Annotated in this window: 20 protein-coding genes; 6 read left to right on the forward strand and 14 right to left on the reverse strand. The window is 67.6% G+C overall.

The window, feature by feature from the left end:
* Position 1: 1 nt before the first annotated feature.
* Positions 2-1,393, forward strand: coding sequence for a DUF1015 family protein (locus NET02_RS09845; RefSeq protein WP_284057236.1), 1,392 nt, complete (start codon positions 2-4; stop codon positions 1,391-1,393).
* Between the two features lie 62 nt (positions 1,394-1,455).
* Here NET02_RS09845 and NET02_RS09850 read toward each other — a convergent pair whose 3' ends face one another.
* The 11 genes from NET02_RS09850 to NET02_RS09900 form a co-directional block, all read right to left on the reverse strand.
* Complete coding sequence (locus NET02_RS09850) at positions 1,456-2,241, reverse strand: uracil-DNA glycosylase (RefSeq protein ID WP_284057237.1); 786 nt, start codon at positions 2,239-2,241, stop codon at positions 1,456-1,458.
* Complete coding sequence (locus tag NET02_RS09855) at positions 2,235-2,753, reverse strand: GNAT family N-acetyltransferase (protein WP_284057238.1); 519 nt, start codon at positions 2,751-2,753, stop codon at positions 2,235-2,237. Before NET02_RS09855 ends, NET02_RS09850 begins: the two co-directional genes overlap by 7 nt.
* Before the next feature lie 151 nt (positions 2,754-2,904).
* Positions 2,905-3,381: a J domain-containing protein gene (locus NET02_RS09860; protein ID WP_284057239.1), complete on the reverse strand. Its 477-nt coding sequence runs from the start codon at positions 3,379-3,381 to the stop codon at positions 2,905-2,907.
* Between the two features lie 125 nt (positions 3,382-3,506).
* Positions 3,507-4,280, reverse strand: a complete 774-nt coding sequence (locus NET02_RS09865) for an ABC transporter permease (RefSeq protein WP_284057240.1) — start codon at positions 4,278-4,280, stop codon at positions 3,507-3,509.
* 2 nt (positions 4,281-4,282) lie between these two features.
* Entirely contained in the window at positions 4,283-5,281 is a 999-nt protein-coding gene (locus NET02_RS09870) for an ATP-binding cassette domain-containing protein (protein ID WP_284057241.1), read from the reverse strand.
* 522 nt (positions 5,282-5,803) lie between these two features.
* The gene (locus tag NET02_RS09875) at positions 5,804-6,685 is read right to left on the reverse strand and encodes a major capsid protein (RefSeq protein ID WP_284057342.1); all 882 of its coding nucleotides are present in this window, start codon (positions 6,683-6,685) and stop codon (positions 5,804-5,806) included.
* Positions 6,686-6,837: 152 nt separating this feature from the next.
* On the reverse strand, positions 6,838-7,233 hold the full coding sequence (locus tag NET02_RS09880; protein WP_284057242.1) for a hypothetical protein: 396 nt from the start codon (positions 7,231-7,233) through the stop codon (positions 6,838-6,840).
* 51 nt (positions 7,234-7,284) lie between these two features.
* Positions 7,285-7,530 (reverse strand): hypothetical protein, encoded by a 246-nt coding sequence (locus NET02_RS09885; protein ID WP_284057243.1) that lies wholly within the window; start codon positions 7,528-7,530, stop codon positions 7,285-7,287.
* Between the two features lie 2 nt (positions 7,531-7,532).
* Complete coding sequence (locus NET02_RS09890) at positions 7,533-7,931, reverse strand: hypothetical protein (protein ID WP_284057244.1); 399 nt, start codon at positions 7,929-7,931, stop codon at positions 7,533-7,535.
* 149 nt (positions 7,932-8,080) lie between these two features.
* Positions 8,081-9,706, reverse strand: coding sequence for an HD domain-containing phosphohydrolase (locus tag NET02_RS09895; RefSeq protein WP_284057245.1), 1,626 nt, complete (start codon positions 9,704-9,706; stop codon positions 8,081-8,083).
* 25 nt (positions 9,707-9,731) lie between these two features.
* The gene (locus NET02_RS09900; protein ID WP_284057246.1) at positions 9,732-14,381 is read right to left on the reverse strand and encodes a PAS domain-containing protein; all 4,650 of its coding nucleotides are present in this window, start codon (positions 14,379-14,381) and stop codon (positions 9,732-9,734) included.
* A gap of 630 nt (positions 14,382-15,011) precedes the next feature.
* Here NET02_RS09900 and NET02_RS09905 point away from each other — a divergent pair.
* Both NET02_RS09905 and NET02_RS09910 read left to right on the forward strand, forming a co-directional pair.
* Positions 15,012-16,457, forward strand: coding sequence for a CCA tRNA nucleotidyltransferase (locus tag NET02_RS09905; protein WP_284057247.1), 1,446 nt, complete (start codon positions 15,012-15,014; stop codon positions 16,455-16,457).
* 231 nt (positions 16,458-16,688) lie between these two features.
* Positions 16,689-17,663, forward strand: coding sequence for a hypothetical protein (locus NET02_RS09910; RefSeq protein WP_284057248.1), 975 nt, complete (start codon positions 16,689-16,691; stop codon positions 17,661-17,663).
* Positions 17,664-17,686: 23 nt separating this feature from the next.
* Here NET02_RS09910 and NET02_RS09915 read toward each other — a convergent pair whose 3' ends face one another.
* Positions 17,687-18,121, reverse strand: a complete 435-nt coding sequence (locus NET02_RS09915; protein ID WP_284057249.1) for a hypothetical protein — start codon at positions 18,119-18,121, stop codon at positions 17,687-17,689.
* Positions 18,122-18,478: 357 nt separating this feature from the next.
* Between NET02_RS09915 and NET02_RS09920 the strand changes: the two genes are divergently transcribed.
* The 3 genes from NET02_RS09920 to NET02_RS09930 all read left to right on the forward strand — a co-directional run bounded on the left by NET02_RS09920 (position 18,479) and on the right by NET02_RS09930 (position 20,913).
* Positions 18,479-19,573 (forward strand): cobalamin-independent methionine synthase II family protein, encoded by a 1,095-nt coding sequence (locus NET02_RS09920; RefSeq protein ID WP_284057250.1) that lies wholly within the window; start codon positions 18,479-18,481, stop codon positions 19,571-19,573.
* Positions 19,574-19,729: 156 nt separating this feature from the next.
* Positions 19,730-20,503, forward strand: a complete 774-nt coding sequence (locus NET02_RS09925) for a YczE/YyaS/YitT family protein (protein WP_284057251.1) — start codon at positions 19,730-19,732, stop codon at positions 20,501-20,503.
* Positions 20,500-20,913, forward strand: coding sequence for a hypothetical protein (locus tag NET02_RS09930; protein WP_284057252.1), 414 nt, complete (start codon positions 20,500-20,502; stop codon positions 20,911-20,913). The genes NET02_RS09925 and NET02_RS09930 overlap by 4 nt, the downstream gene beginning before the upstream one ends.
* A gap of 67 nt (positions 20,914-20,980) precedes the next feature.
* Here the strand turns inward: NET02_RS09930 and ndk are convergent, their stop codons facing one another.
* Complete coding sequence (gene ndk / locus NET02_RS09935; RefSeq protein ID WP_284057253.1) at positions 20,981-21,436, reverse strand: nucleoside-diphosphate kinase; 456 nt, start codon at positions 21,434-21,436, stop codon at positions 20,981-20,983.
* 76 nt (positions 21,437-21,512) lie between these two features.
* Positions 21,513-21,860 carry a roadblock/LC7 domain-containing protein gene (locus tag NET02_RS09940; protein WP_284057254.1) on the reverse strand — a complete coding sequence of 116 codons (348 nt, stop codon included), beginning with the start codon at positions 21,858-21,860 and terminating at the stop codon, positions 21,513-21,515.
* Between the last annotated feature and the right edge of the window lies 1 nt (position 21,861).

The raw sequence follows: 21,861 nt of genomic DNA on the forward strand, positions 1-21,861 counted from the left end.
AATGAGCGAGGTTCCACCGGGCGGGAGTTCCGGCTCGACCGCCGGTTGCCGGCTCCTGAACCATCCCGAAGCGGATCGGCTCGACGCAGCCGACGCCCGGCCGTTCAGGGGACTGCGCTATCACCTGCCCCAGATCGGCGACCTGGGTGCGGTGCTCGGCCCGCCGGACGACGTGCTTTCCCGGCCAGCGGCGCTCGCGCTGGCAGCCGCTCATCCGCGGCACAGCCTCTATCTGGAAGTGCCCGACCCCGACGGTGCCCACTTCACCGAGGCTGCCTCGCGCCTTCGCCGCTGGCAGGCCGAGGGGATCCTCCGCTTCGACCCAGCTCCAGCGTTCTATCTCTACGAGCACAGCTATCGCTTCAACGGCGAACACTATCGGCGGCTAGGGGTGTTCGTGGCGCTGCGCCTGGACGAGCCGGGCCGGCGGAGCGTCCTGCCCCACGAGAGCATCACGCCAGCGGTGCTGGCACAGCGGCTCTCCCTGCTCCGCACCGCGCGCGCCAACCTGAGCGCCGTCTACGCGCTGGCACCAGCGAGCGGGCGACTCGCGGCGCTGCTCCGAGAGATCGCCGCAACCGAGCTGGCAGCGGTGACGGCCAGCACGGAGTCGGGAACTCACCGGCTCTGGGTACTGGCGGAGCCGCCGGCCATCGACGCGGTGCGGCAGGCGCTTGCCGGTTTCCCCGTCGTGATCGCCGATGGGCACCACCGCTATGCCGCCGCCCGGCGTTACCGCCAGGAGCTGCGGCAGGGCGGCCGCGAGCCTGGGCCCGCCGACTTCGCCTTGGCACACGTCGTCGATGCCGACGACCCGGGCATCCTGGTGCGGCCGATCCACCGGGTGGTGCGCGCCTTCGGCGAGGTGAGCTGGCCCGAGTTCCTCACGCACCTGCAACGCCACTTCGCCGTCGAGTCGATCGCGCTCCCTGCCCCAGGCGACGCTGCAGCCGTAGAAATGGCAGTGCGCGCGCTGGCCGACGAGCGGGGCATGCCGGTCTTCCTGGCGCTGGCGCCGGGAGGGCAGGAACTGCTCCGGCTGCGCCTGCCCGACTGGTCTGCCGCAGACGGCCTGCTGCCCCGGCAGCGGTCGGAGACCTACCGGCGGCTGGACGCGACGGTGTTCGAGTCGGTCGTGCTCCAGCACCTGCTGGGGCTCGATGGCGCGCTGCGCGAGGCGGCGGTCGAGTTCACCCCCGACGTCGGCGAGGCTGTCCGGCTGGTGAGCCGTTTCAAGGCGCGCTCCGCGTTCTTCCTACGACCGACACCGCTCCGGGACGTGCTGGCGGTAGCGCGAGCCGGCGAGGTGATGCCGCCCAAGTCCACCTACTTCTACCCCAAGATCCCGGTCGGCTTGGTTTTTTACGACCTGGCCGGCCCGGCGCCGGAGTAGCGGGCACGCTGCTCCCTCCGCGCGAGCGCGCCCTCAGCGCCAGGGCATAGTTGCTCTCAATCTCAGAGTGCCAGCGGCTCCAGGTCGAGCTGCCGCCGCAGCTCAGCCAGCCGGGCTAGCCCCCGCGCGAGCTGCGCGCGGTTGGCCGGGTCGTTGTGCCAGCGGTTGATCCCCGAGGGATGGGGCAGCGGTAGCACTAGGACGCCCACTTCGCCAGGCGCGCTGCCCGTCCCGCACTCCAGCCGCCCGACCTCGCACCCTGGCGTCGACGAGAGCCACGGGGCCGGCCAGGTGAAGGCCTCGCCCACCAGCTCGCTCAGCGGTCGATCGCCGAGGAACCAGCGCGCCGCGAGACGCCCCAGGGTGATGATGAGCGCAGGCCGCACCAGCTCCAGCTCACGCTCCAGGTGTCGCCGGCACAGCGCGACCTCGGCGGCCGAGGGCGCGCGATCGCCCTTCCCGCTCCGGCTCGGGCCCGGGAAGCACTTGGTGACTGAGGTCAGGTAGCAGCAGGTCTCCAGCTCCTGTGGCGGGAAGCCGGCCTGCGCCAACCAGGAGCGCAGCGTCCGGCCGCTCGCGCCGGAGTAGGGGCGGGGGTGCTCGCTCCGAGGCTGCGCCGGCGCCTGGCCGACCACCATGATCCGCTGCCCGGCATGGCCGCGGAAGACCGGCCGGGCCGCCGGCAGGTATCCCGCCTCGACGCAGGCTCGGCAGCCGCGGATGGCTTCCTGGTATGCCTCGAGCTCGCGCTGGCGGGTCGCCAGCTCTCCCGGCCTGAGCGGCTGGTTACCCGCGCTCGAGGTTGCCGGGAAGCGGTCGGGCGCGAGGAGGACATCGAGACTTACCATGACGTCCGGTCGCCCCGGCGCTTCTGCATCAGGATGCCGTGCCGGTTACGACCGTAATAGTGGCGCAGCTCGCTGACCGGCAGGTAGCCGGAGCGCCGGTAGAGCTCCTGCGCTCCGGCGTTCTTGTCCTCGACCATCAGCGTGAACTGCTCGGCGGACAGCACGAGCTCGATCGCGTCGAGCAGCGCCGCGCCGATCCCCTGGCGCCGGAATTCCGGCGCTACGCACAGGTTGAGCACTCGTCCCTGTGACCGGTGGGCATCGCCGACGACGCAACCGGCCAGGCGCTCGCCGATGCGAGCGACCAGGATCTCCACGCTCGGCCACCAGTAGAGCACCAGCAGCGTGGCCAGGCCGTAGGCCTGCCCATCGGGGAAGCACTGGCGCTGCAGCCGGGCGATCGTCGGTAGGTCGCGCAGTGCCGCGCGCTGGATCCATACCTGGTTGCCAGCCACGTCGTGCGTCGCGATCAATCGAATGGTGTAGCCTGCCACCGCGCGCCCAGCTCCCATCGAGGTTCCACCGGCGCTGATGATACCCCGATTGTCCAGCCAGTCACAGCTGGCCAGATACGCCCCTGTGTGGCAGGCGCTCGCGTCCGGTCGCGTGCGGAAGCCGCTGGGAAGCCCGAAAGCGGCGGAGAAGCGGATCCGACCGGGATACTCAGGAGAAGAGCAGGAGGAGGGCTTGCAGGGCTGCGCTGCTGGTCACCAGCGCCAGCACCAGCACCGCCACGAAGATGACCGTGACTACCAGGATCTGGAGGAACGCCTGCCCGTTCGGCTGCTGGGCCCGCAGCGTCGCCGCGCGAGCCGGCCGAATAGCTGGGTTGCCCGACCACCCCGGCACGTTGCCGGTGTAGCGCTGGAAGAGCAGGTCGGCCAGCGCCCGCTGGCGCAGGAGCTGGTCGTACTCCCGTCGCAGCTCGGGCCGCGCAAGCACAGTGTAGGCGGCATTGAGCAGTTTGGCCCGCTCCTCGGCCTTGCGCCGCTCGTCGTTGTCCATGAAGCGGTCAGGGTGGCAGTAGCGGATCAGCCGGCGATAGGAACGGGTGATCTCCTCCCGTGTGGCGTGGAAGGGGACGTCCAGCACCTCGTAGTAGTTGATCGTCGGATCCAGGTCGGAACGGCCCAGCGGCATAGGCTCCCTCGCGGGGCTGCATGCGCGCGCTTCGGGTCACATTCTACCGCATCCGGCGCCGGAGCGGCCCTCTTCCCCTCGACTCCCTTCTCCCGTGGGAGGAAGGGGAACGAGTCTCCCCGTCCTCACAGCGAGCGCTGGTAGGCCACGAAGGCGCGGGTGGCGAAGACACCGCAGACGACCGCGAAGAGCGCGAGCAGGCTCGCTCGCCCCAGCACCATCGTCCAGTCGCTTCCCAGCACCGCCTCGCGCGCGGCCTCGACCGCCCAGTTCACCGGGTTGAAGCGGGCCACCGAGCGGATCCAGCCCGGCATCAGCACCGAGGCGATGAAGGCCGATGAGAGGAAGGTGAGCGGCAGCCCGAAGAAGTTGACCACCGAGATCAACGTCTCCTCGCGGCGCGTCAGCAGTGCCAGGCCGTTCGAGATAGCCGAGAAGCCCGAGCCGAGCAGTGCCGCCACCAATACAACCGCCAGACTGCCCACCAGCCCGTTAGCGAACGATGCTCCGAGCACGAAGCCGAGCGCCAGGATCAGCGAGCTCTGCACCACCACTGTCAGCGCCGCATGCAGCACCCGCGCCGCGATAATCGCGCCCCGCGAGACCGGTGTGGCCAGTAGCCGGCTCATGACACCCTCGTTCAGGTCGCTCAGCAGCCCCATGCCCGACCATGCCGAGCCGAAGAAGGCGGTCATGATCACCACGCCCGGCGTCAGGAAGTCGATGTACGACGCTACCTGGAAGCCCGGAAGGTCGACGATGCGCCGGAAGAGCTGGCCGTAGAGCGCCAGCCAGATGACCGGCTGCACCAGCGTTACCAGGATCCAGATCGGGATGCGCAGCGTCGTCCGGATGTGCCGGAGCAGGAGCTGGAACGTATCGCTGATGAACGGTCCCATCGTCATGACCTCCTCGCGGCCCCGGCGGCGAGGCTCGCCTCCTCGGGTTCGCCCTCGCCGCGGTAGCGGTGTCCGGTGTAGTGCAGGTAGACGTCGTCGAGCGAGGGCCGGCTCAGCGTCACGGCGCTGACCGCTGCCCCGGCCCGTTCGAGCGCCGTCACCAGAAGCGGGATCGCTGTCGCCCCCTCGCTGACCCGTGCCACCACCTCGCTCCCGTTGGACACGGCCTCTAACACTCCAGGCAACCCGTCCAGCGCGCGCACCGCCTGCGAGGCGTCCCCCTCGATCTCCAGCGTCACCCGGTCGCCCTGGAGCTCCGCCTTGAGCCCGGCCGGAGTGCCTTCGACGATCACGCGCCCGTGGTCGATGATCGCCAGCCGGTCGCAGAGCCGGTCGGCCTCCTCCAGGTAGTGGGTGGTGAGCAGGATCGTGACCGAGCCCTGGGCGCGCAGCCGCTCGAGGTCGGCCCAGAGCAGGGCGCGCGACTCCGGGTCGAGCCCGGTGGTCGGCTCATCGAGGAAGAGCACCGCCGGCCGGTGGACGAGACCCATGGCGATGTCGAGCCTCCGGCGCATGCCGCCCGAGTAGGTGTTCACCAGCCGGTCGGCCGCCTCCTCCAGCCCGAGCTGCTGGAGCAGCTCGTCCACGCGCCGGCGCAGCTCGCGGCCGGGCATCCGCTCCAGGTGACCCTGGAGCAGCAGGTTCTCCCGGCCGGTTGCCCAGCGGTCGACGCCGGACGCCTGGGCCACGTAGCCGATCTTCCGGCGCACCTGGCCGGGCTCGCGGAGCACGTCGTGCCCGGCGACGACGGCCCGGCCGCTATCGGGGCGGGTGAGGGTGGCCAGGATGCGCACCGTGGTGCTCTTGCCTGCCCCGTTCGGCCCCAGCAGCCCGTAGATCTCCCCTTCACGCACCGTGAAGGAGACGCCGGATAGCGCCTGCACCCCTCCGCGGTAGCGCTTGGTCAACTCCTCGACCACGATCGCGTCGGATGCTCGCATCGCTCATCACCGCCACTTCGCTCGGCGAGGGACATCCCCGCCAGCACTGTATGCCTCCGGCCGCCGCCTCTACCCCGCAGGGCGACCAGTCTGCCACGCGCCGCCACGAGATGCCAGGCATGCCAGGAGCCGGTCGACCGGCCGGAGTAACCCGGCTACACCAAGATACTCTTCATCCTGGCAGATGTCAACCCATTGCTGAGAATCAGTACATTTTGCTTTACTGATCGTTATGAATTCATCGGTCTCCGGCTCTGCCATCGATCTCCCGGCATGCTGCTGCGCGCCTGCCCGGGCGTGGCCGGGCTCGCTGCTCGTGCCGCAGTCTGCGCGCGGCACGGCCGCTCAGTGGCGCACAGCCCGCCTGCCGGTCAGGCGCGCAGCGCGGGGCAAGCGCTCGGCCGAGACCCCGCGCGGGGAGAAGAGGGTCAGGACTTAACTACGCAACGGCGGCTCGCGCGTCCGCGCGAGCCGCGACCACCGACCGTAGGGGCAACCCCCAGCGATTGCCCATGGTCACTGCTAGTTCGCGGTGATCCCCTGCAGCCGTGCCACGCCGAGCTCCGAGAACACCGCCAGGCTCACGTACCACTTCACCCGCCAGCGGCTCGCGTCCTTCGTCTCCAGGTCACCCACGCGCACCACCTGGATCCCGCCGTTCTCCAGACCCATCACCCCGGCCGAGCCGAACTTCACCGCGTAGATGCTGCTCAGGTTCGTCCCCGTCCCCAGCGTCTCGTTGTCCGGGATGAAGTCGTCCACCAGGATCGGGATGCCGTCGTAGAACAGCGCGCGCCGGCCGAACTGGTCGACGTCCGTTTCCAGCAGGTTCCCCGAAGCCCGCCGCAGAGCCGACAGCTTCCGCCGCGTCCGCTTGCTCATCAACAGCGCGTCCGGCTTCCCCGGCTTCACCAGGTCGATGAGCTGATCCATCAGATCGAGCGTCAGCGAACCGCCGTTCGCCCCCGGGCTGATCGTCTGCGCCGCCGGCACCAGCTTCCTCAGCCCGTCGAAGCTCTTCGGGTTCGCCGTGCTGTCCCCGATGAAGAAGCTCTCCGTGAAGGCGTACGCCACCGCCTTTGCCCGGCTCTCCAGTACCACGGCCTCCAGGTCGTTCGGGTTCGCGTACGTCTGTTGCAGGAAATTGTCGATGTCCGCGTCACCGCCCAGGATGCGCAGCGGCACCGTCACCTGGGTGAACGTCGGCGTCGCCTCGGCCCAGGTGTCCCCCACGTCGTAGAACTGGGCCTGCGGCATCGTCGCTTCGCGGTTGTACGTCAGCGCCGTCCCCGTCACCTCCATGAACGGCAGCATCAGCAGTACCGAGGACTCCTTCACGATCGTCTCGATCACCCCGCGAAGCAGGAGATCGTTCGTCAGCTTCGCGGCCTCCACCTTCGTCATCGCCACGGCTCAGTCTCCTTCTCCATCCGTCTCATCCTCGATCCGCCTCCCCCCGTTGATGGGGGGACGAACCTTCGCAGGCGACCATAGGGGATCGTCCCTCTCTCCGCGCACGTTGCAGAACCCTGCTGGGCAACCACAGGGGGTCGCCCCTACTCCGCACGCCGCCGCAACCCCTCGGCGATCTTCGCCGCCGGCGAGAGCGCCTCCACGTTCACCAGGTACGTCTGCCGCCCCGGCTGCCCTGCCGGCACCGACGCCGCCGCCTCCCGAGCGACCGCCTCCCGCACGCTCTCCGCGATCCGCCGGTACACCTCCGTCGCCAGCCGAGCCGAGGCCTCTAGCTCCTCTAGCGTCTCCCCCTGCACCAGCTCGGGGATCGCCTCCGGATGAGCCCGGAGCACCAGCTCCCGCAGCCGCGCCGCGTCCACGCCCGCCGGGACCGCCCCCGCTTGCGGCGTCACCTGCTCCCCAGCCGCCGGCTCTCCGGCGCCGGACAGGTCGGCCCCGCTCGCCGTTCCCATCGCCTTGCCCTCACCGCCAGCCACGGCCTCCACCTCCTCGTCACTCGACCCGATACGGGTGTCTTGCGCTGTGTCCTAGCCCAACCCGGTCACCCGGAGCAGCACCTCCAGCGTGATCGCTCCGACGATCAGCGAGGTGAGCTGGTTCAGCCGAGCCCGGATCTCAGCGAGCTCCCGCGCGACCTCCTCCACCATCTGCCGGGTGACAACCTCGTAGGTGCTGCTCGGCTCCAGGTTCACCGTCCGGCGCCGCGAGCGGGCTAGCGCCTCGCGCAGCGCCGACCCGTCCCGATAGGCCGTCCGCCGCTCTTCTCCCGCCATCGCTACTCCTCTCCGAGACCCAGCTCGATGAGCACTTGGGTCAGCGCTTCGGTCAGGTGCTCGGCCATCACCCCGCTCAGCGCCCGCTGCGCGCGTACAGCCCTCACGACCGTGTCGACGATGCGCGGGATACTCGTCGCCAGCCGCTCAGGGTCGTCCTCCTCGGCCAGCACCCGCGCAAGTACCAGCCGCAGCGCGCCGATCTCCTCGGCGAGCGACTGGGCGCTCCCGGCCTGCTCGAGCATTGCCGCGATCCGCTCCTCGAGCCGCCCCCGCAGCAGCGCCTCGTCGCGAGACGGCGGCTCGCGGCCACCGGTCCGGTGCATCCGGCAGAAGTCATGCCCGCGCATCGCCCAGGCCCGGCAACCCGGGCGAGCGCAACGGCGTCTCTGTCCCTTCACCGCATTCCTCCGCGTTCCCTCGCACCCGGTCGAAGAGGGCGGGAACGCCGGGAAGGGACACCTTCCCCCGCCGTGTTGAATGGGACGCAGCGAGATACCCGGGAATCAGGGAAACGCAGCCTGCGCCGCTGTTCGGTCGAGCGAGCCGGTCAGGCGATGACCGGCTGGTCTTCCAGCTCGAGAGGCAGGGAAGTGGCCGCCGTTTCGACCGGCCAGCGCACCGCGACGACCTGCCGCAAGGCGCTGACGCACTCGGGATCGAGGCGAGTCCCCGCCTCCTGATCGAGCACGGCCAGCGCCTCTTCGAGGGATAGCGGGGCACGGTAGGGGCGGAGCGAGGTGAGCGCGTCGAAGACGTCGGCAACCGCCATGATCCGGGCGTCGAGCGGGATCTCGTCCCCAGCGAGCCCGTCCGGATACCCGCTGCCGTCGAGCCGCTCGTGATGCCAGCGCACTGCTGGCACAATCGGCGCGAACGAGCGCACGTGCCGGATAATCTCGTGGCTGCGCACCGGGTGCTGCTTGATCAGCGCGAACTCCTCGTCGGTGAGCCGTGCCGGCTTGTGCAGCACCGCGTCGGGAATACCGATCTTGCCGATGTCGTGCAACAGGCCGGCCTGGTAGAGGATGCGCAGTCGCTCCGGTGGCAGCCCCAGCTCCTGGCCGATCAACGCCGCCAGCATGGCGACCCGGGCGCTGTGGCCTCGGGTGTACACGTCCTTGGCCTCGACTGCGGAGCAGAGCGCGGCGATCACCTCGACGTACTCGCGCTGCAGGTGTTCGATCGTGTCGCGCAGCAACAGTCCCTCTACCACGCCGCGCAGCGACCCGCGCTCGCCGTACTCGCGCGCCAGCCCCGCCAGCGCGGTGAGAAACGCCGCCAGCAACAGGGCGTGATACTCCCACCAGCTCAGATGCCAGGCCGGCGCGACCGCCATCGATACCTGTGCCTGGAACAGAAAAATGGTCGAGAGGAGCATGCTCCGAACCAGCGGGCCGTTCCAGCGTCCATAGGCTCTCCAATAGTGCACTCCCACCACGCCGAGCAGCGCCAGCGTCACCCCGGCCAGCAGTCCACCAGCGGGCTCTCCCGCAAGCCGCGACGAGACCTGTCCGAGCACACGCCGCCACTGGCTCGTGCCTGCCGCCGTCTGGGCGACTGCTTCGTCCGTCACGCTGCCATAGACCGGGCTGTACGCGTCGTAGCCACTCGAATGGTTACCCCCGTGCCCGGTGACCGTACCAGATACAGAACCCATACCTGCCGGCGCCCCCTGGGCGCTCACTAGGGCCACGAGCCCGTAGAGCGCGAACAGGAGGAAGGCAGCGAGGATGATCCAGCCACGGTGCCGGAGGATCCATCGCTGGATCACCGGCTGGGCCTCGAGCGTGCTCAGCGCCAGCATCACCGCGCCGATCAGCAGGCTGAGCCGAGCAGAGGCGCCTACCCAGCCATTCGCTCCAGGCACCAGTACCCCGGGAGTCGTCAGCGCGTGAACCAGAAAGATGCTCGAGATGCCCAGGAAGGCGAGCGCTAGGAAGAGCACTCGCACGTTGTCGATCTGCGACGCCGCCAGGGTCATCGCCAGTGCCAGCAACAGCGCCAGGAAAGAGACGAGCGAGACCAGGTAGAAGTGGAAGACAGGCACCTGCCAGACCGGGTCAGGCAGCACCTGGCCGAGGAGCAGCCCAAGCAAAGCGAGCGGGAGCGCCCCTGCCACCCCGACACGCCAGTGGACGCGCGCCAGGCGGGACAACTGTCCGAGCAGGTGCATCTTTGTCAAATCCCTACCCTTCCCCCTACACTGCCACCATGTAGCGGGCCTTACCCGCGCGCTTCGCGGCGTAGAGCGCCTGGTCGGCCGCCAGCAACAGCGCGCCGGGATCGGTCATCCCCGGGCGGCTATCGGCGATGCCGATGCTGGCCGAGATCCGTACGCCCTGCCCCGCGACCACGAACGGCTCTTCGAGCACCTGGATCATCCGCTCGGCCACGATGACTGCATCTTCCAGTGCCTGGAGATCTTCGAGCAGCACGGTGAACTCGTCACCGGCGAATCGAGCTACGGTATCGCCGGCACGGACGGCTGACTGGAGCCGTCTTCCCACCTGGACGAGGAGGTCATCACCAGCCTGGTGGCCGAAAAGATCGTTCACCAGCTTGAAGCCATCCAGATCGACGAACAGAACCGCGATCCGCCGAGATGACCGGCTCACACGAGCCAGCGCATGCTCCAGGCGATCGAGGAAAAGGGCACGGTTCGGAAGTCCGGTCAGCGCGTCGTGACCGGCTTGATAGCGAAGCTGCTCTTGCTCGCGCCAGCGCTCGATCGCTAGCCCGGCGAGCTGGGTGGCCAGCTCGATCAGCGTCCACTCACGGTCGTCAGGCCCGCGGGGCTCCCGCGCGTAGAGCGCGAAGGTGGCCAGCACCTCGCCAGTGCTTCCGAAGACCGGCACCGACCAGCAGGCGCGTAGCCCGTGCGGCAACCCCAGGTGACGGTAGGCCGCCCAGCGGGGGTCAGTCGCGATGTCCCTCACCATGACCGGTTCCCGGAGGTACGCAGCCGTCCCGCAGCTCCCCTGGTCGGGGCCGATCGGCAGCCCCTCGATCGCCGCGATGTAGTCCGGGGGCAAGCTCGGGGCGGCTCCGTGGCGCAGGCGTCCCTCCTGGTCGAGGAGCAGAACCGAGGCGAGCAGTTCAGGAGCCTGCTCCTCGACCAGCCGGCACAGTTGTTCCAACACCTCGCTGAGCGGCGCTTGCTGAGCGATCCGCTCGAGGATGTGAAGTTGCCCGCTCAGCAGGGTCTCCGATCGCTTGCGCCCGGTGATATCGGTGAGCAGGCCGTGCCAGTACAGCGGCTTCCCTTCCTGATCGCGCAGCATGATCGCGCTGTTCTCCAGCCAGACCCAGCGACCGTCCTTGCGCTGGAAGCGGAACTCTACCTTGAACGGCTCGCCCGTCTCGTCGGTACGGGCAGCCTCCACGGCGACCGATGGTTTGTCATCGGGGTGGATCCGCTGGAACCAGAGCGCGGGTGTCGATCGGAACTCCTCAGGAGTGAAGCCGGTCACCTCGGTGATCCGCGGGCTGACGAAGAGAATGGGATAGTCGGGATCGCCAGAGGGCAGGTAATTCGGTTGAGCCGCTGTCACGATAACGGCCGCTGGCAATTGTTCTGCCAGGGTCTGGTAGCGCACTTCCGCTTCCCGGCGCGCGAGCTCCACGAGCTTCTGCTCGGTGATATCTACGAGCAGTCCTTGCCAATACAGCGGTCGCCCGGCCTCGTCCCGCAGCAGCTCGGCACTGCTCAACACCCAGATGATCCGCCCATCGCGGTGAAGGATGCGGTATTCGACCCGGAACGGCTCTCCGGTCCGATCGGTACGCTCGATCTCCGCCTGGACGCGATCCCGGTCATCTGGATGGACCAGCCTGACCCACAGGCCGGGATCCGCCAGGTGCTCTTCCGGGGCATAACCGGTAATCGCCTCGATCTGCGGGCTCATGTAGTAGATCGGATACACGAGTTCGCCATCGTCCCCCCGCACCGGCTCAGCGGCACTGGCATACACCGCAGCCGGGAGCTGCTCGACAAGCGTGCGGTACCGGCGCTCCGCTTGCTGGAGCGCTGCCTCCACCTGCTTCTGCTCGGTAATATCGACGAGTATCCCCTGCCAGTACAGCGGCCGGCCGGCCTCGTCCCGCGCCAGCTCGGCGCTGTTGAGCACCCAGACGACACGACCGTCGCGCCGGATCAGCCGGAACTCGATCCGGTACGGCTCTCCGGTACGATCGGTACGCTCGATCTCCGCAAGCCGTCGCTCTCGGTCGTCCGGATGAACCAGTTTCGGCCACAGCGTGGGATCGTTTTGGAGCTCTTCGGGCGAGTATCCGGTGATCGCGGTGACTTGCTGGCTGAGGTAGAGGATCGGGTAGACCTGCTGGCCGCTGGGGAGCGTCACCGGCTCGGCTGCGTTGAGGTAGACGGCGGCCGGGAGCTGCTCGACCAGGTTCCGGTAACGCCGCTCAGCTTCGCGAAGCCTGTCCTCCACTTCCTTCTGCGAGGTGATGTCGAGCAGAAGCTGATGGAACAAGTGTGGTTGTCCGGCTTCGTTTCGTACGAGCCAGGAATCGTGCAGCACCCAGACCACCCGGCCATCTTTGCGGATCAGCCGGTACTCGACGCGGTAGTTCTGGCCAGCATGCGCAGCCCCCTGCACGACGGAGAGAACCCTCTCCCGATCCTCCGGGTGGATCGATCGCATCCAGATCCCCAGCGTCGCCCACTCTTCTGGGGTGTACCCGGTAATCGCCTCGATCTGCGGGCTCACATAGTGCGTGTGGAATCCCAGCACTCCGTCGCTCTGGAGCACCGGCTCGGCATCGACGATTACCAGAGCCGCCGGGAGCTGCTCGACCAGCGTCCGGTAGCGTTCCTCCGCCTCGCGCAGCCGCGACTCGACCTCCTTGCGCTCAGTGATGTCGAGCAGCAATCCATGCCGATAGCGTGGTCTCCCAGCCTCGTCTCGCACCACGGCGCTGTCGTGCCACAGCCAGACGACCCGCCCATCCTTGCGGATGAACCGGTACTCAAGGTGGAACTCCTCGCCGGCCTGCGTTGCACGATCCACGAGTGCCAGCACGTGCTCCCGGTCTTCTGGATGGATCGAGCGGGCCCAGATGCCTGGCGTCTCCCACTCCTGGGGACTGTAGCCCGTGACGACCTCGATCCGAGGACTCACGTAGTAGGTGAACCAGCCGGGCACACCATCAGGCTGGAGCTCTGGTTCCGCACTCACGACGATCAGCGCCGCCGACAACTGCTCGGCGAGGGTCTGGAAGCGGGCCTGGGCCTCGCGGAGCCGGGCCTCGGCTTCCTTCTGCGCGGTGATGTCGATCATCACCCCGTGGATGACCTCGGGCTGGTCTGGATCGGGTCGCAGCAGCACCCCGTGGTCTTGCACCCATACCACCCGGCCGTCCTTGCGCCGCATACGGTATTCCAGCGTAAAACGCCCCTCGGATGCGAGCGCCTGCTCGATCGCGGCCTCCACCCAGCCACGGTCTTCCGGATGAAGATGCTCGGCCCAGCTCCCCGGAGTCTCCAGCCATTCGGCCGGCGTATAGCCCAGGAGTTGCTCCATCTGCGGGCTTACGTACGCGGTCTGCCTAATATCGTCCGCCGGGACCTGGTACACCACCACCGGCGACTGCTCGACCAGGAGCCGGTACCGCGCCTCGGCCCGCCGCAGGGCGGACTCAGCTTCCTTTCGCGCTGTGATGTCCAGTATGAGTCCCTGCACGTAGAGCGGCCGCCCGGAGTCGTCTCGGACGAACCGGCCCTCGTCGCGTACCCAGAGCACTCGGCCGTCCCGGGCGATCAGCCGGTACTCCAGCGACTGATCGTGGCCCTGCTCGACCGCGTGCCGGATCTCTTCCTGCACCCGCGCCGCGTCCTCCGGGTGAAGATGGCGCTTCCAGTTGTCCGGATCTGCCATCCACTCTTCCACGGTGTAGCCCAGCAGCGGTTCGACCTGCGGGCTCACGTACAGCGGCGCGATGCCGTCGGCCGCGCTGGCGCGGTAGACCACGGCCGGGAGCATCTCGACCAGCTCGCGGTAACGGGACTCCGCCTCCTGCAGCCGCCGCTCGGTGCGCTTGCGCTCCGTGATGTCTTGATAGCGCCAGAGGTGGCCGATCGGCCCGTCCGGGCCGTCCAGCGGGACGTAATCGCGCTCCAGCACGCGGCCATCGGCCAGCTCCAGCTCTTCCAGCAGAACGGGCTGGCGCATCCGCACCAGTTCCTCGATCCGGCTCACGAAGCCCTCGGGGTCGACGAACAGGTGCTTGACAGACGTCGCCGCCTGACGGCAGTCCGCCCCGATGACCGCGTCCGGTTCGGGGATACCGAAGAGCTCGCAAAACGCCCGGTTCACGCGCACGATCCGCCGGTGCATGTCTTCGAAGAGGATGCCGACTGGCAGAGACCTCAGGAGGAAACCTGTCTGCGCTCTCGCATCCCGCGTTGCTCTCGTTGCCGAGGATGGGAGCAGCTCGCCCGCCGCTGCTCGTATGTGAGAGGAGCCGGGCACGACCGGCCGATCTTCCAGGGCCGATGGCCACAGGAGCCACCAGGCGCCAGCAACCCTCCCGTCCGCCAGGACGGGCACGCTGACTACGTCCCAGCAGGTCGAGCCGCTGCGCCCTCGCAGCAGGAGCGTCCCCCGCTGCGGGGTGCCCCGCAGCGCCGCATCCAGAAGCCGCTCGGCACTATCGTAGTCCGGTGGCGCTACCAAGTCGGCGAGCGTCGGCCAGGCCGACCTCGATTCATCCAGGTCCAACCGGTCTGCGGCCTCGCCCTCGACGGCGACGACTCGTCCGTCCGGATCCAACCGGATTTGCAAGGGGGCGGAGCCAGAAAACGATGTATTGTTAGTCTCCTCAAACACCCCTACCCCCCCCCCCTGACCAAACATTATTTCAAATTTTCTCCTTGTTCGAGGATTGGGTTGAGCCAAACGGCAAGGGGGCATTGCCAACGGGCACATCCCGAACAGTAAGGCTCTATCCACACCTACCTCCGTGGCCGGCTGCGAGGAAGGATTGAGGTAGGGCCACTTGACAATGAGTCTCGGCAGCATCATCAGACCGCGTTTCTGAAACAGGGCGCGGGCATCCTCGTTGCACATCAGGTCATCCCTTCACAGGACGAACCGAGTGCTCACGGTTATCGATCGAGCTGATCGGACAGGACCTCCCACATACAGGAACCCCTTGGTCCACGCTGTCTCACGCGTGCGTTTGGCGGGTCTCTCACCTCTCCGACGAGACTGTCAACGACGGGCAGCACGTGTGAGAGTCCTACGTACCCATCTTCGGCAATAGCTTTTCGCGTCACCCTAGCCACTTGGTCCCGAGTGCCCAATAGGCATGTAGGGGGAGGACATATTCGCGCTCCCCGAATCAGCCCAGCTCGGCGACTACCTATTCAGCTACAATCGAGTGAGTGCGGGCGAACCGGTGAGAGACCAGGCGCTCGCCGAGAGCTTACAATGATCGCATTTTCTCAGGGAGTGTCGGTGTCCGACCAGGATCAGCAGGTGAGAGCCACGACGGCAGAGCGCGACACCATCCTCGATCGCCTGCCCTCACCGCTGCAGGACATCACCCAGCGGCTGGCCGCGACCTTCGCCGCCCATGGACAGGAGCTCTACCTGGTCGGCGGCGTCGTCCGCGACCTGCTCCTCGGTCGGCCGGTCACAGACCTCGACCTGACGACCTCGGCCGAGCCCCCTCAGACCAAGCAGCTCGGCCAGGAAGCCGGGGCCGAGGCGATCTACACCGTCGGCGAGGCCTTCGGCACCATCGGCCTGGTCTTCGATGGCGTCACCGTCGAGATCACCACCTTCCGCGAGGAGCACTACCCGACGCCCGACCGCCACCCCGAGGTGCGCTACGGCACCACTTTGCACGGTGATCTCGCTCGCCGCGACTTCACGATCAACGCGATCGCGGTCGACGTGAATTCCGGGGAGATCATCGACCCGTTCGGCGGTCGGGAGGATCTGGCCCGCCGGCTGATCCGCGCCGTCGGCTCGCCTCGCGAGCGCTTCGCCGAGGACCCGCTGCGGATCCTGCGGGCTGTGCGCTTCGCCGCAGAGCTCGGCTTCCATATCGAACCGGCTACGCTGGCGGCGATGAAGGAACTCGCGGCCGAGCTGGAGAGGATCAGCGTGGAGCGCATCGCGGCCGAGATGAACCGCCTCCTGGTCGCCCCCGACGCCGCGCACGGCCTGCGCCTGCTCCACGAGGCCCGGCTGCTCCCTCATGTCCTGCCGGAGCTCATGCCGCTCGCGGAAGACCCTGGCCGCGGGCGACACAAGAACATCTGGAATCACACCCTTCAGGTAGTCAGCCAGGCGCCGCCCCGGCTCGCTGTCCGCTGGGCCGCGCTGCTCCACGACGCCGCGAAGCCGATGACCCGTAGCGTCGATGAGCTGGGCGAAGTGCACTTCTTCGGACATGAGATCGAGGGTGCTAACCTGGCCCGGCGCACCTTGCGCCGGCTCCGCCAGGACAAGGCGCTGATCGAGCGCGTGGCGAGGCTGGTCGAGCTCCACCTTCGCCCGGCCGCCTACGATGAGACCTGGACGGACAGCGCAGTCCGTCGCTTGATGGTCGAGGCGGGCGATCTGCTCGAAGACCTGCTCGATCTGGTGGCAGCCGACGTGACCAGCGCCCGCGCCCACCGGCGCCAGCGGGCTGCCCGACGGATCGCTCGGCTGCGGGAGCATATCCGGCGGCTCGAGGAACAGGCGGCGCTGGCCGAGATCAAGAGCCCGCTCGACGGCCACGAGCTGATGGCGATCTTCGGCCTGCCGCCTGGACGCTGGATCGGTGAGCTGAAGGCTCACCTCCGTGAGCTGGTCATCGAGGGCGTGATCGCGCCCGGCGACAAGGACGCGGCGCTAGCCGAAGCGCGGCGCTGGATGGCTGAGCACTACCCGCCTGCGCCTGAGCGGTAGTCCGGGCGCTGAGCCCTCGAGCTCGCAACGATTGCGTGCTTGCCCACCGTATGAGACGATCATGATCATCGGGCGTGGGAGGGAACGTCGCTCCTCGCTGTTTCCAGCGGGCACAGTTGCCTGGCGTATCCTCGTGTCGTCGAATGAGCACCCTGGAGTGTGAGGTTTTCGGGCTCGATGGGCGGCCCGCTCAGGCAGTTTTCTACTCAGCTCCGGACCCGGCGATCCCTGATGCAGGCACTGGTCATGGCGATGTACCTGCCTGTCTTGCTGGCGCACAGCGCGGCCAATACCCACGTGATCCGCGTGGCCGAGCCACGCGTCGAAGTCCGGAGTATGGGGAATCCCGCCCGCGCACTCGAGCGCATCCGCGACGGGAGCTTCACCACGGTCGAGCACCTGAACGACCTGGCAGAGAATCCAGACCTGCGGCCGATCGAGCGCCTCGTCTACGCGAATGCCCCGCTCATCCTCGAGCAGTCCCGTATCCTGAACCAGACCCAGAACGTCCTGCTCGGTCTCTTTTACACGACCTCCGTCTCCACGCTGGAAGGGAGCCCAACCCGTACCACGATCCGCTATTACCTGCACTTCTCCAACGAGCGCGATGGGATGCCGCTCGGGCGTCGCATGGCCCGCTATGGCCACCCCTTCGACGCTGAGCTCGTCTATGCCGCGACGTTCGAGGGCGAGCGCGTCCTCTCTGCCTACTACCAGGCGCCGAATCACCGGCTAATCCCGTTCAGCCACGAGTACGGGCAGCACCCCGTGTTCGCGATCGCCAGCCCCAACCACAACTTCCGCCTTGTCCGCCGTGACGACTTGCCCGTGCTAGCCCTGCTTCCCCAGAACGATCTGATCGCGAACTGCTTCCACGACCCCGACTTCGTCGCGCTGGCGGCACTCGACGCGCTGGCCCAGCACCGGATCGACATCAGCGAGTACGTCTATGTCGCCTTTCAGAATCCGATCCCCCGGAGGGAAGTAACCGTCTCGGTTCGCGTACGCGGCAGATGGTACCACCTGCACGAGAAGCTCGGCACCGGCGTTACGGTCCAGGGATATCACCAGATCGGTATCTGGGTCGGCTTCCAGCCGCAGCCGGACGATATCGAGGAACTGCGAATCACGATCCGTGGGCAACCCTACCCGCAGCCCGAAGTCTTCGCCGTCTATCTCTACGCGCGGCCGTTCGTCCCCGCGTAGCGCCGGGGTGGCCAGGGGCAGTCTCACGGAACGCGGGCCGCCCAGATCGAGCCGGGGAAGCGATCGAGCAGCCGGCCCCAGACACGGTAGAGCTCGTCGTTGGAGTGCGTCTTCAAGTAGACCGCTACACCCCACCAGTACAGCGCCTCCGGCGCGAGCGGTCCATCGGCATCGCGCTCGTAGGCCCGGCGCAGCAGCTCTATGGCCTCGTCCGTCCTCGCCCACCGCATCGCGACGTGCGCTTCGCCGATGTCGAGCAGCGTCAGGAATAGATCCGGTGGGAGGAAGTTGACGCTCTGGTAATGCACCGTGCCACGACGATCGGCGAAGAGGATCGTCGGTGTCCAGATCACGTTGAGCGGCCGCAGCACCTGGCGGGGATCGGCGAAGAGATCGAGCTGCAGCGGAACGAAGCGGCTCTCTACCGCTTCGATAACGCGGGCATCTGGATACGTCACGGCATCCAGCTTGTCGCAGCCGCGTCAATCTGGCTTGCGGACGTCGATCAGCACCGGCTTTCGCTCTCGCAGCGATCGCTCGAGCGCCCGGCCGAAGTCCCGTTCCCAGGTGATCGCCCGCTCGTCACTCACCCCACACCTTCCTCACTGCTGGTCGTGGTACATCGAGGATACAACGCCGGCAGGCGTTCGAACCGATCCGCAAGAGCACCCGAGCTGAGCAGGGCAGGGGCGCTCGACGGAGAGCCATAGCGCGCTCCCGTGTTGCAGCTTGAACTGCATGTTACGATGCAGCGTGAATGCATCGTGAATGACCGGTCATCCAAGGGGCCGGTCGGTGCATGGAGGAGGTACGGGATGATCTACCGGAGCGACGTAGTCGGGAGCCTGCTCCGGCCGGAGTACCTGAAGGAGGCGCGTCAACAGTTCGACGCCGGCACGTTGAGCCCAGCCGAGTTCAAGCGCATCGAGGACCGGGCAGTCGATGAGGCGATCCGGATCCAGGAGGAGGCGGGGCTCGATGTCGTGACCGACGGGGAGCAGCGCCGCCTCACGTTCTTCGGCCAGCTTCTGGAGGCGTTCGAGGGGTTCGATCGTTCAGGTGGCGTACTGGTGACCTTCCGCGACGAGGAAGGTCGCGAGATGAGCTTTCGCCGCCCGGCCGTGGCGAGCAAGCTCCGCTGGCGACGGAACATGTGCGCCGAGGAGTTCACGTACCTGCGGGCGCGCACCACACGCCCTGGCAAGGTGACGATGCCCAGCACCGAGCAGGCCGCCGCGTACTGGGACCCCGAGCGCTCGGCGGATGCCTATCCCACTCTCGAGCGCTATCTCGCCGACGTCGTCGATCTCCTGCGGGCAGAGATCGAGGAGCTCTACCGGCTCGGCTGCACCTATGTCCAGTTCGACGCTCCCCAGTACGCGGCGCTGCTGGATCCCCAGATCCGTGAGTCCTATCGCCAGCGCGGTCTCGACCCGGACCGGATGATCGATCTCGCGATCGAGCTGGACAATGCGGTTATCGAGGGATTCGACCGCCGCGGGATGGTCTTCGGCCTGCACATCTGCCGTGGCAACAACGAGAGCATGTTCTACGCCAGCGGCGGGTACGAGCCGATCGCAGAGAAGATTTTCCGCAAGGCACGGTTTCATCGCTTCCTGCTCGAGTACGACGACGAGCGGTCGGGGGGCTTCGAGCCGCTGCGCTATATCCCAGATGATCGCGTGGTCGTCCTCGGGCTGGTTTCGACGAAGCGCATGCGCCTCGAGACGGAGGAAGAGCTGGTGCGGCGCATCAACGAGGCGAGCCGGTACGTGGCATTGGAGCGGCTGGCCATTAGCCCGCAGTGTGGATTCGCCTCTACCTGGCCCGGCAATCGGGTAACGCCGGAAGTGCAACGGCAGAAGCTGGAGCTCGTTGCGCGCGTGGCCCGCACGGTGTGGAGCGACTAGCCAGTGCGCAGGGCGGGACCGTGGCATGCCTGGCCCGGGTCTCCAGAACCTTGAACAGGAGGCCACGGCCTTCCCTGTCGTGCTGCCCATGTGGTTCGTGCGGGCAACATTCCAGCGGTGAGCTGGCATGCGTGGCGAGCGGCGCGAGGGGGAGATATGGGATCCACCGAGCGGCAGGGGAAGTGGCCAGCCGGGACCCGGTGGAAAGGCCGGGAACCTGAACCGGTTCGCGGCCGCTGGACGCTGCCGCTCGCTGTTGGTCTCCGACAGCTCGGGACGCTCGTTGCCGGGCTGTTTCTCTTCGCGCTCGGAGTCGTGCTCGGCCTCCAGAGCGGGCTGGGGGCTATCTCCTGGACGGTCTTCCACGAGGGGCTGGCCCGGCATACCCCATTGACCATCGGACAGGCAACGATCCTCACGAGCGTCACCATGGTCGGCGCGAGCTGGATCGCCGGTGTTCCACCCGGGCTGGGCACGCTGCTCAACATGCTGCTCGTAGGGCTCTTCACGGACCTGATCCTCTGGTCAGGGGTGATCGAGCGCCCAGAGAGCTGGCCTGGGGAATGGGCGCTCCTGGTCAGTTCGATCGCCGTGCTGGGCGTGGCCACCGGCATGTACATCAGCGCCGGCCTGGGAGCCGGTCCGCGAGACAGTTTCAACCTGGCGCTCAGCCGCCGCAGTGGCTGGTCGATCGGCCTCACGCGCTGGCTGATCGAGATGATCGTCTTGGGGATCGGCATTCTGCTGGGTGGGAGCTTCGGTATCGGTACGATTCTCGCCGCGCTCCTGATCGGCCCGGCGGTAGGCCTCGGGTTCCGGCTGTTCCGGCTCGAGGCCGGTGGTAAATCGACAGGCGAGCGCGATCTCGGCCATACTGAGAGAAGGAAGTGGGCTCGAGCCGGTGGCAGGGGCACAGAGGAGCAGGCATGAGCGAGTCGACGCCGAGGTCGGGGATACGACAGGAGCTGCGGGAGCTTCGCGACCGGATGGTGCCGATGCTGCGGGAGCTGGCCAGGCAGTTCCGGGGCAGAGTTGCCCCTGGCTACCCAGTCATCGTGGATGACGTCGAGAGTGGGGGCTACTTCGGCCTGGCGCTGGCGCCCGAGTACGGCCTGTACGTCCTGGCCGAGGGCGAGCGGCTGGTCGTGCAGCTCCAGACGGTCTTCTGGAGGACGGATGTCCACTCGAGCGCGGGCCGGGAACGCTTCGGCGCGACGCCACGTGTGTCGACACTTCCGATCTCGACCACGATGAGCGACGCGCAGATCAGAGACCTCCTCGCGAGAGTGCTGGCCAACTGGCACAAACAGCCGCTGCTGATCCACCAGAGCGACAGCTAGTCTCGCTTTGCCGGCTCGCGGGCGTGTTTCACGTGAAACACGCCCGGCCGTTTCACGCGCCTTCCGCTCAGCCAGCTACCCAGCGGTCGATTGCGCGCTCGTACGACAGAATCTCCTCAGGCCGGAAGAACAGGGCCACCTCCCGCTGCGCAGCTTCCGGCGAACTGGAGCCGTGGATCACGTTCTGGCTGATCGTCAATGCCAGATCGCCGCGGATCGACCCCGGCGGCGACGTCGCCGGGTTCGTCTCACCCATCATCGTTCGCGTCACCTCGATCGCGTTGGGTCCTTCCACCACCCCCACGACGACCGGCCCTGAGGTGATAAAGCGCACAAGGTCGCTAAAGAACTCCTTTTCCCGATGCTCGGCGTAGTGCGCCTCAGCCAGCGATTCACTCATCCACATCATCTTCAGCGCCACGAGTTTCAACCCGCGTCGCTCCAGTCGCGCGAGCACCTCCCCAATCAGCCCTCGCTGCACCGCATCCGGCTTCACGATGATCAGCGTACGCTCGAGGCCCATCCACTCCACCTCCACAAGACACAGCAACGCCGGCTCACAGCCGGCGCCTCAGCGTATCACAACCATTCTCTATCCTCTACCCCTCAGGAGGTCGGACCCATCCCTCCATCTCCACGACCAGCGGCTCGAGCATCGCGGTAACCTCCTGGCCGTCCACCTCGTCCTCCACCAGGGCCGCTACCACGAGCATCTCTCCCGCGGCAACGCACACCCTCCCGCCAGACACGGCCAGCATCCCGGACGATTCCCCTGAGCTACGCAGCGACCGCGCCAGCAACGACGCCACTGCACCGACCGCGTCCGCATCCTCGTCGACCATCGCCAGCGAACCCATTACCAGCCCGTCTAGCGTTGCGACGACCGCGCCCACAACCCCCGGCCGGGCAACGACGCCTTCCAGCAACTCCTCCAGCGGTGGGGTCATC

It is taken from the genome of Thermalbibacter longus (genome assembly GCF_023806485.1).
GTDB lineage: Bacteria > Chloroflexota > Chloroflexia > Thermomicrobiales > Thermomicrobiaceae > Thermalbibacter > Thermalbibacter longus.

What these genes read in the sequence shown, in the direction of transcription:
- NET02_RS09855 (WP_284057238.1), bottom strand. Translation starts at nt 2,753, where the DNA reads ATGGGAGCTGGGCGCGCGGTGGCAGGCTACACCATTCGATTGATCGCG.
- NET02_RS09860 (WP_284057239.1), bottom strand. Translation starts at nt 3,381, where the DNA reads ATGCCGCTGGGCCGTTCCGACCTGGATCCGACGATCAACTACTACGAG.
- NET02_RS09850 (WP_284057237.1), bottom strand. Translation starts at nt 2,241, where the DNA reads ATGGTAAGTCTCGATGTCCTCCTCGCGCCCGACCGCTTCCCGGCAACC.
- NET02_RS09870 (WP_284057241.1), bottom strand. Translation starts at nt 5,281, where the DNA reads ATGCGAGCATCCGACGCGATCGTGGTCGAGGAGTTGACCAAGCGCTAC.
- ndk (WP_284057253.1), bottom strand. Translation starts at nt 21,436, where the DNA reads ATGGGCCTCGAGCGTACGCTGATCATCGTGAAGCCGGATGCGGTGCAG.
- NET02_RS09865 (WP_284057240.1), bottom strand. Translation starts at nt 4,280, where the DNA reads ATGGGACCGTTCATCAGCGATACGTTCCAGCTCCTGCTCCGGCACATC.
- NET02_RS09885 (WP_284057243.1), bottom strand. Translation starts at nt 7,530, where the DNA reads ATGGCGGGAGAAGAGCGGCGGACGGCCTATCGGGACGGGTCGGCGCTG.
- NET02_RS09925 (WP_284057251.1), top strand. Translation starts at nt 19,730, where the DNA reads ATGGGATCCACCGAGCGGCAGGGGAAGTGGCCAGCCGGGACCCGGTGG.
- NET02_RS09895 (WP_284057245.1), bottom strand. Translation starts at nt 9,706, where the DNA reads ATGCACCTGCTCGGACAGTTGTCCCGCCTGGCGCGCGTCCACTGGCGT.
- NET02_RS09930 (WP_284057252.1), top strand. Translation starts at nt 20,500, where the DNA reads ATGAGCGAGTCGACGCCGAGGTCGGGGATACGACAGGAGCTGCGGGAG.
- NET02_RS09845 (WP_284057236.1), top strand. Translation starts at nt 2, where the DNA reads ATGAGCGAGGTTCCACCGGGCGGGAGTTCCGGCTCGACCGCCGGTTGC.
- NET02_RS09875 (WP_284057342.1), bottom strand. Translation starts at nt 6,685, where the DNA reads ATGACGAAGGTGGAGGCCGCGAAGCTGACGAACGATCTCCTGCTTCGC.
- NET02_RS09940 (WP_284057254.1), bottom strand. Translation starts at nt 21,860, where the DNA reads ATGACCCCACCGCTGGAGGAGTTGCTGGAAGGCGTCGTTGCCCGGCCG.
- NET02_RS09920 (WP_284057250.1), top strand. Translation starts at nt 18,479, where the DNA reads ATGATCTACCGGAGCGACGTAGTCGGGAGCCTGCTCCGGCCGGAGTAC.
- NET02_RS09910 (WP_284057248.1), top strand. Translation starts at nt 16,689, where the DNA reads ATGCAGGCACTGGTCATGGCGATGTACCTGCCTGTCTTGCTGGCGCAC.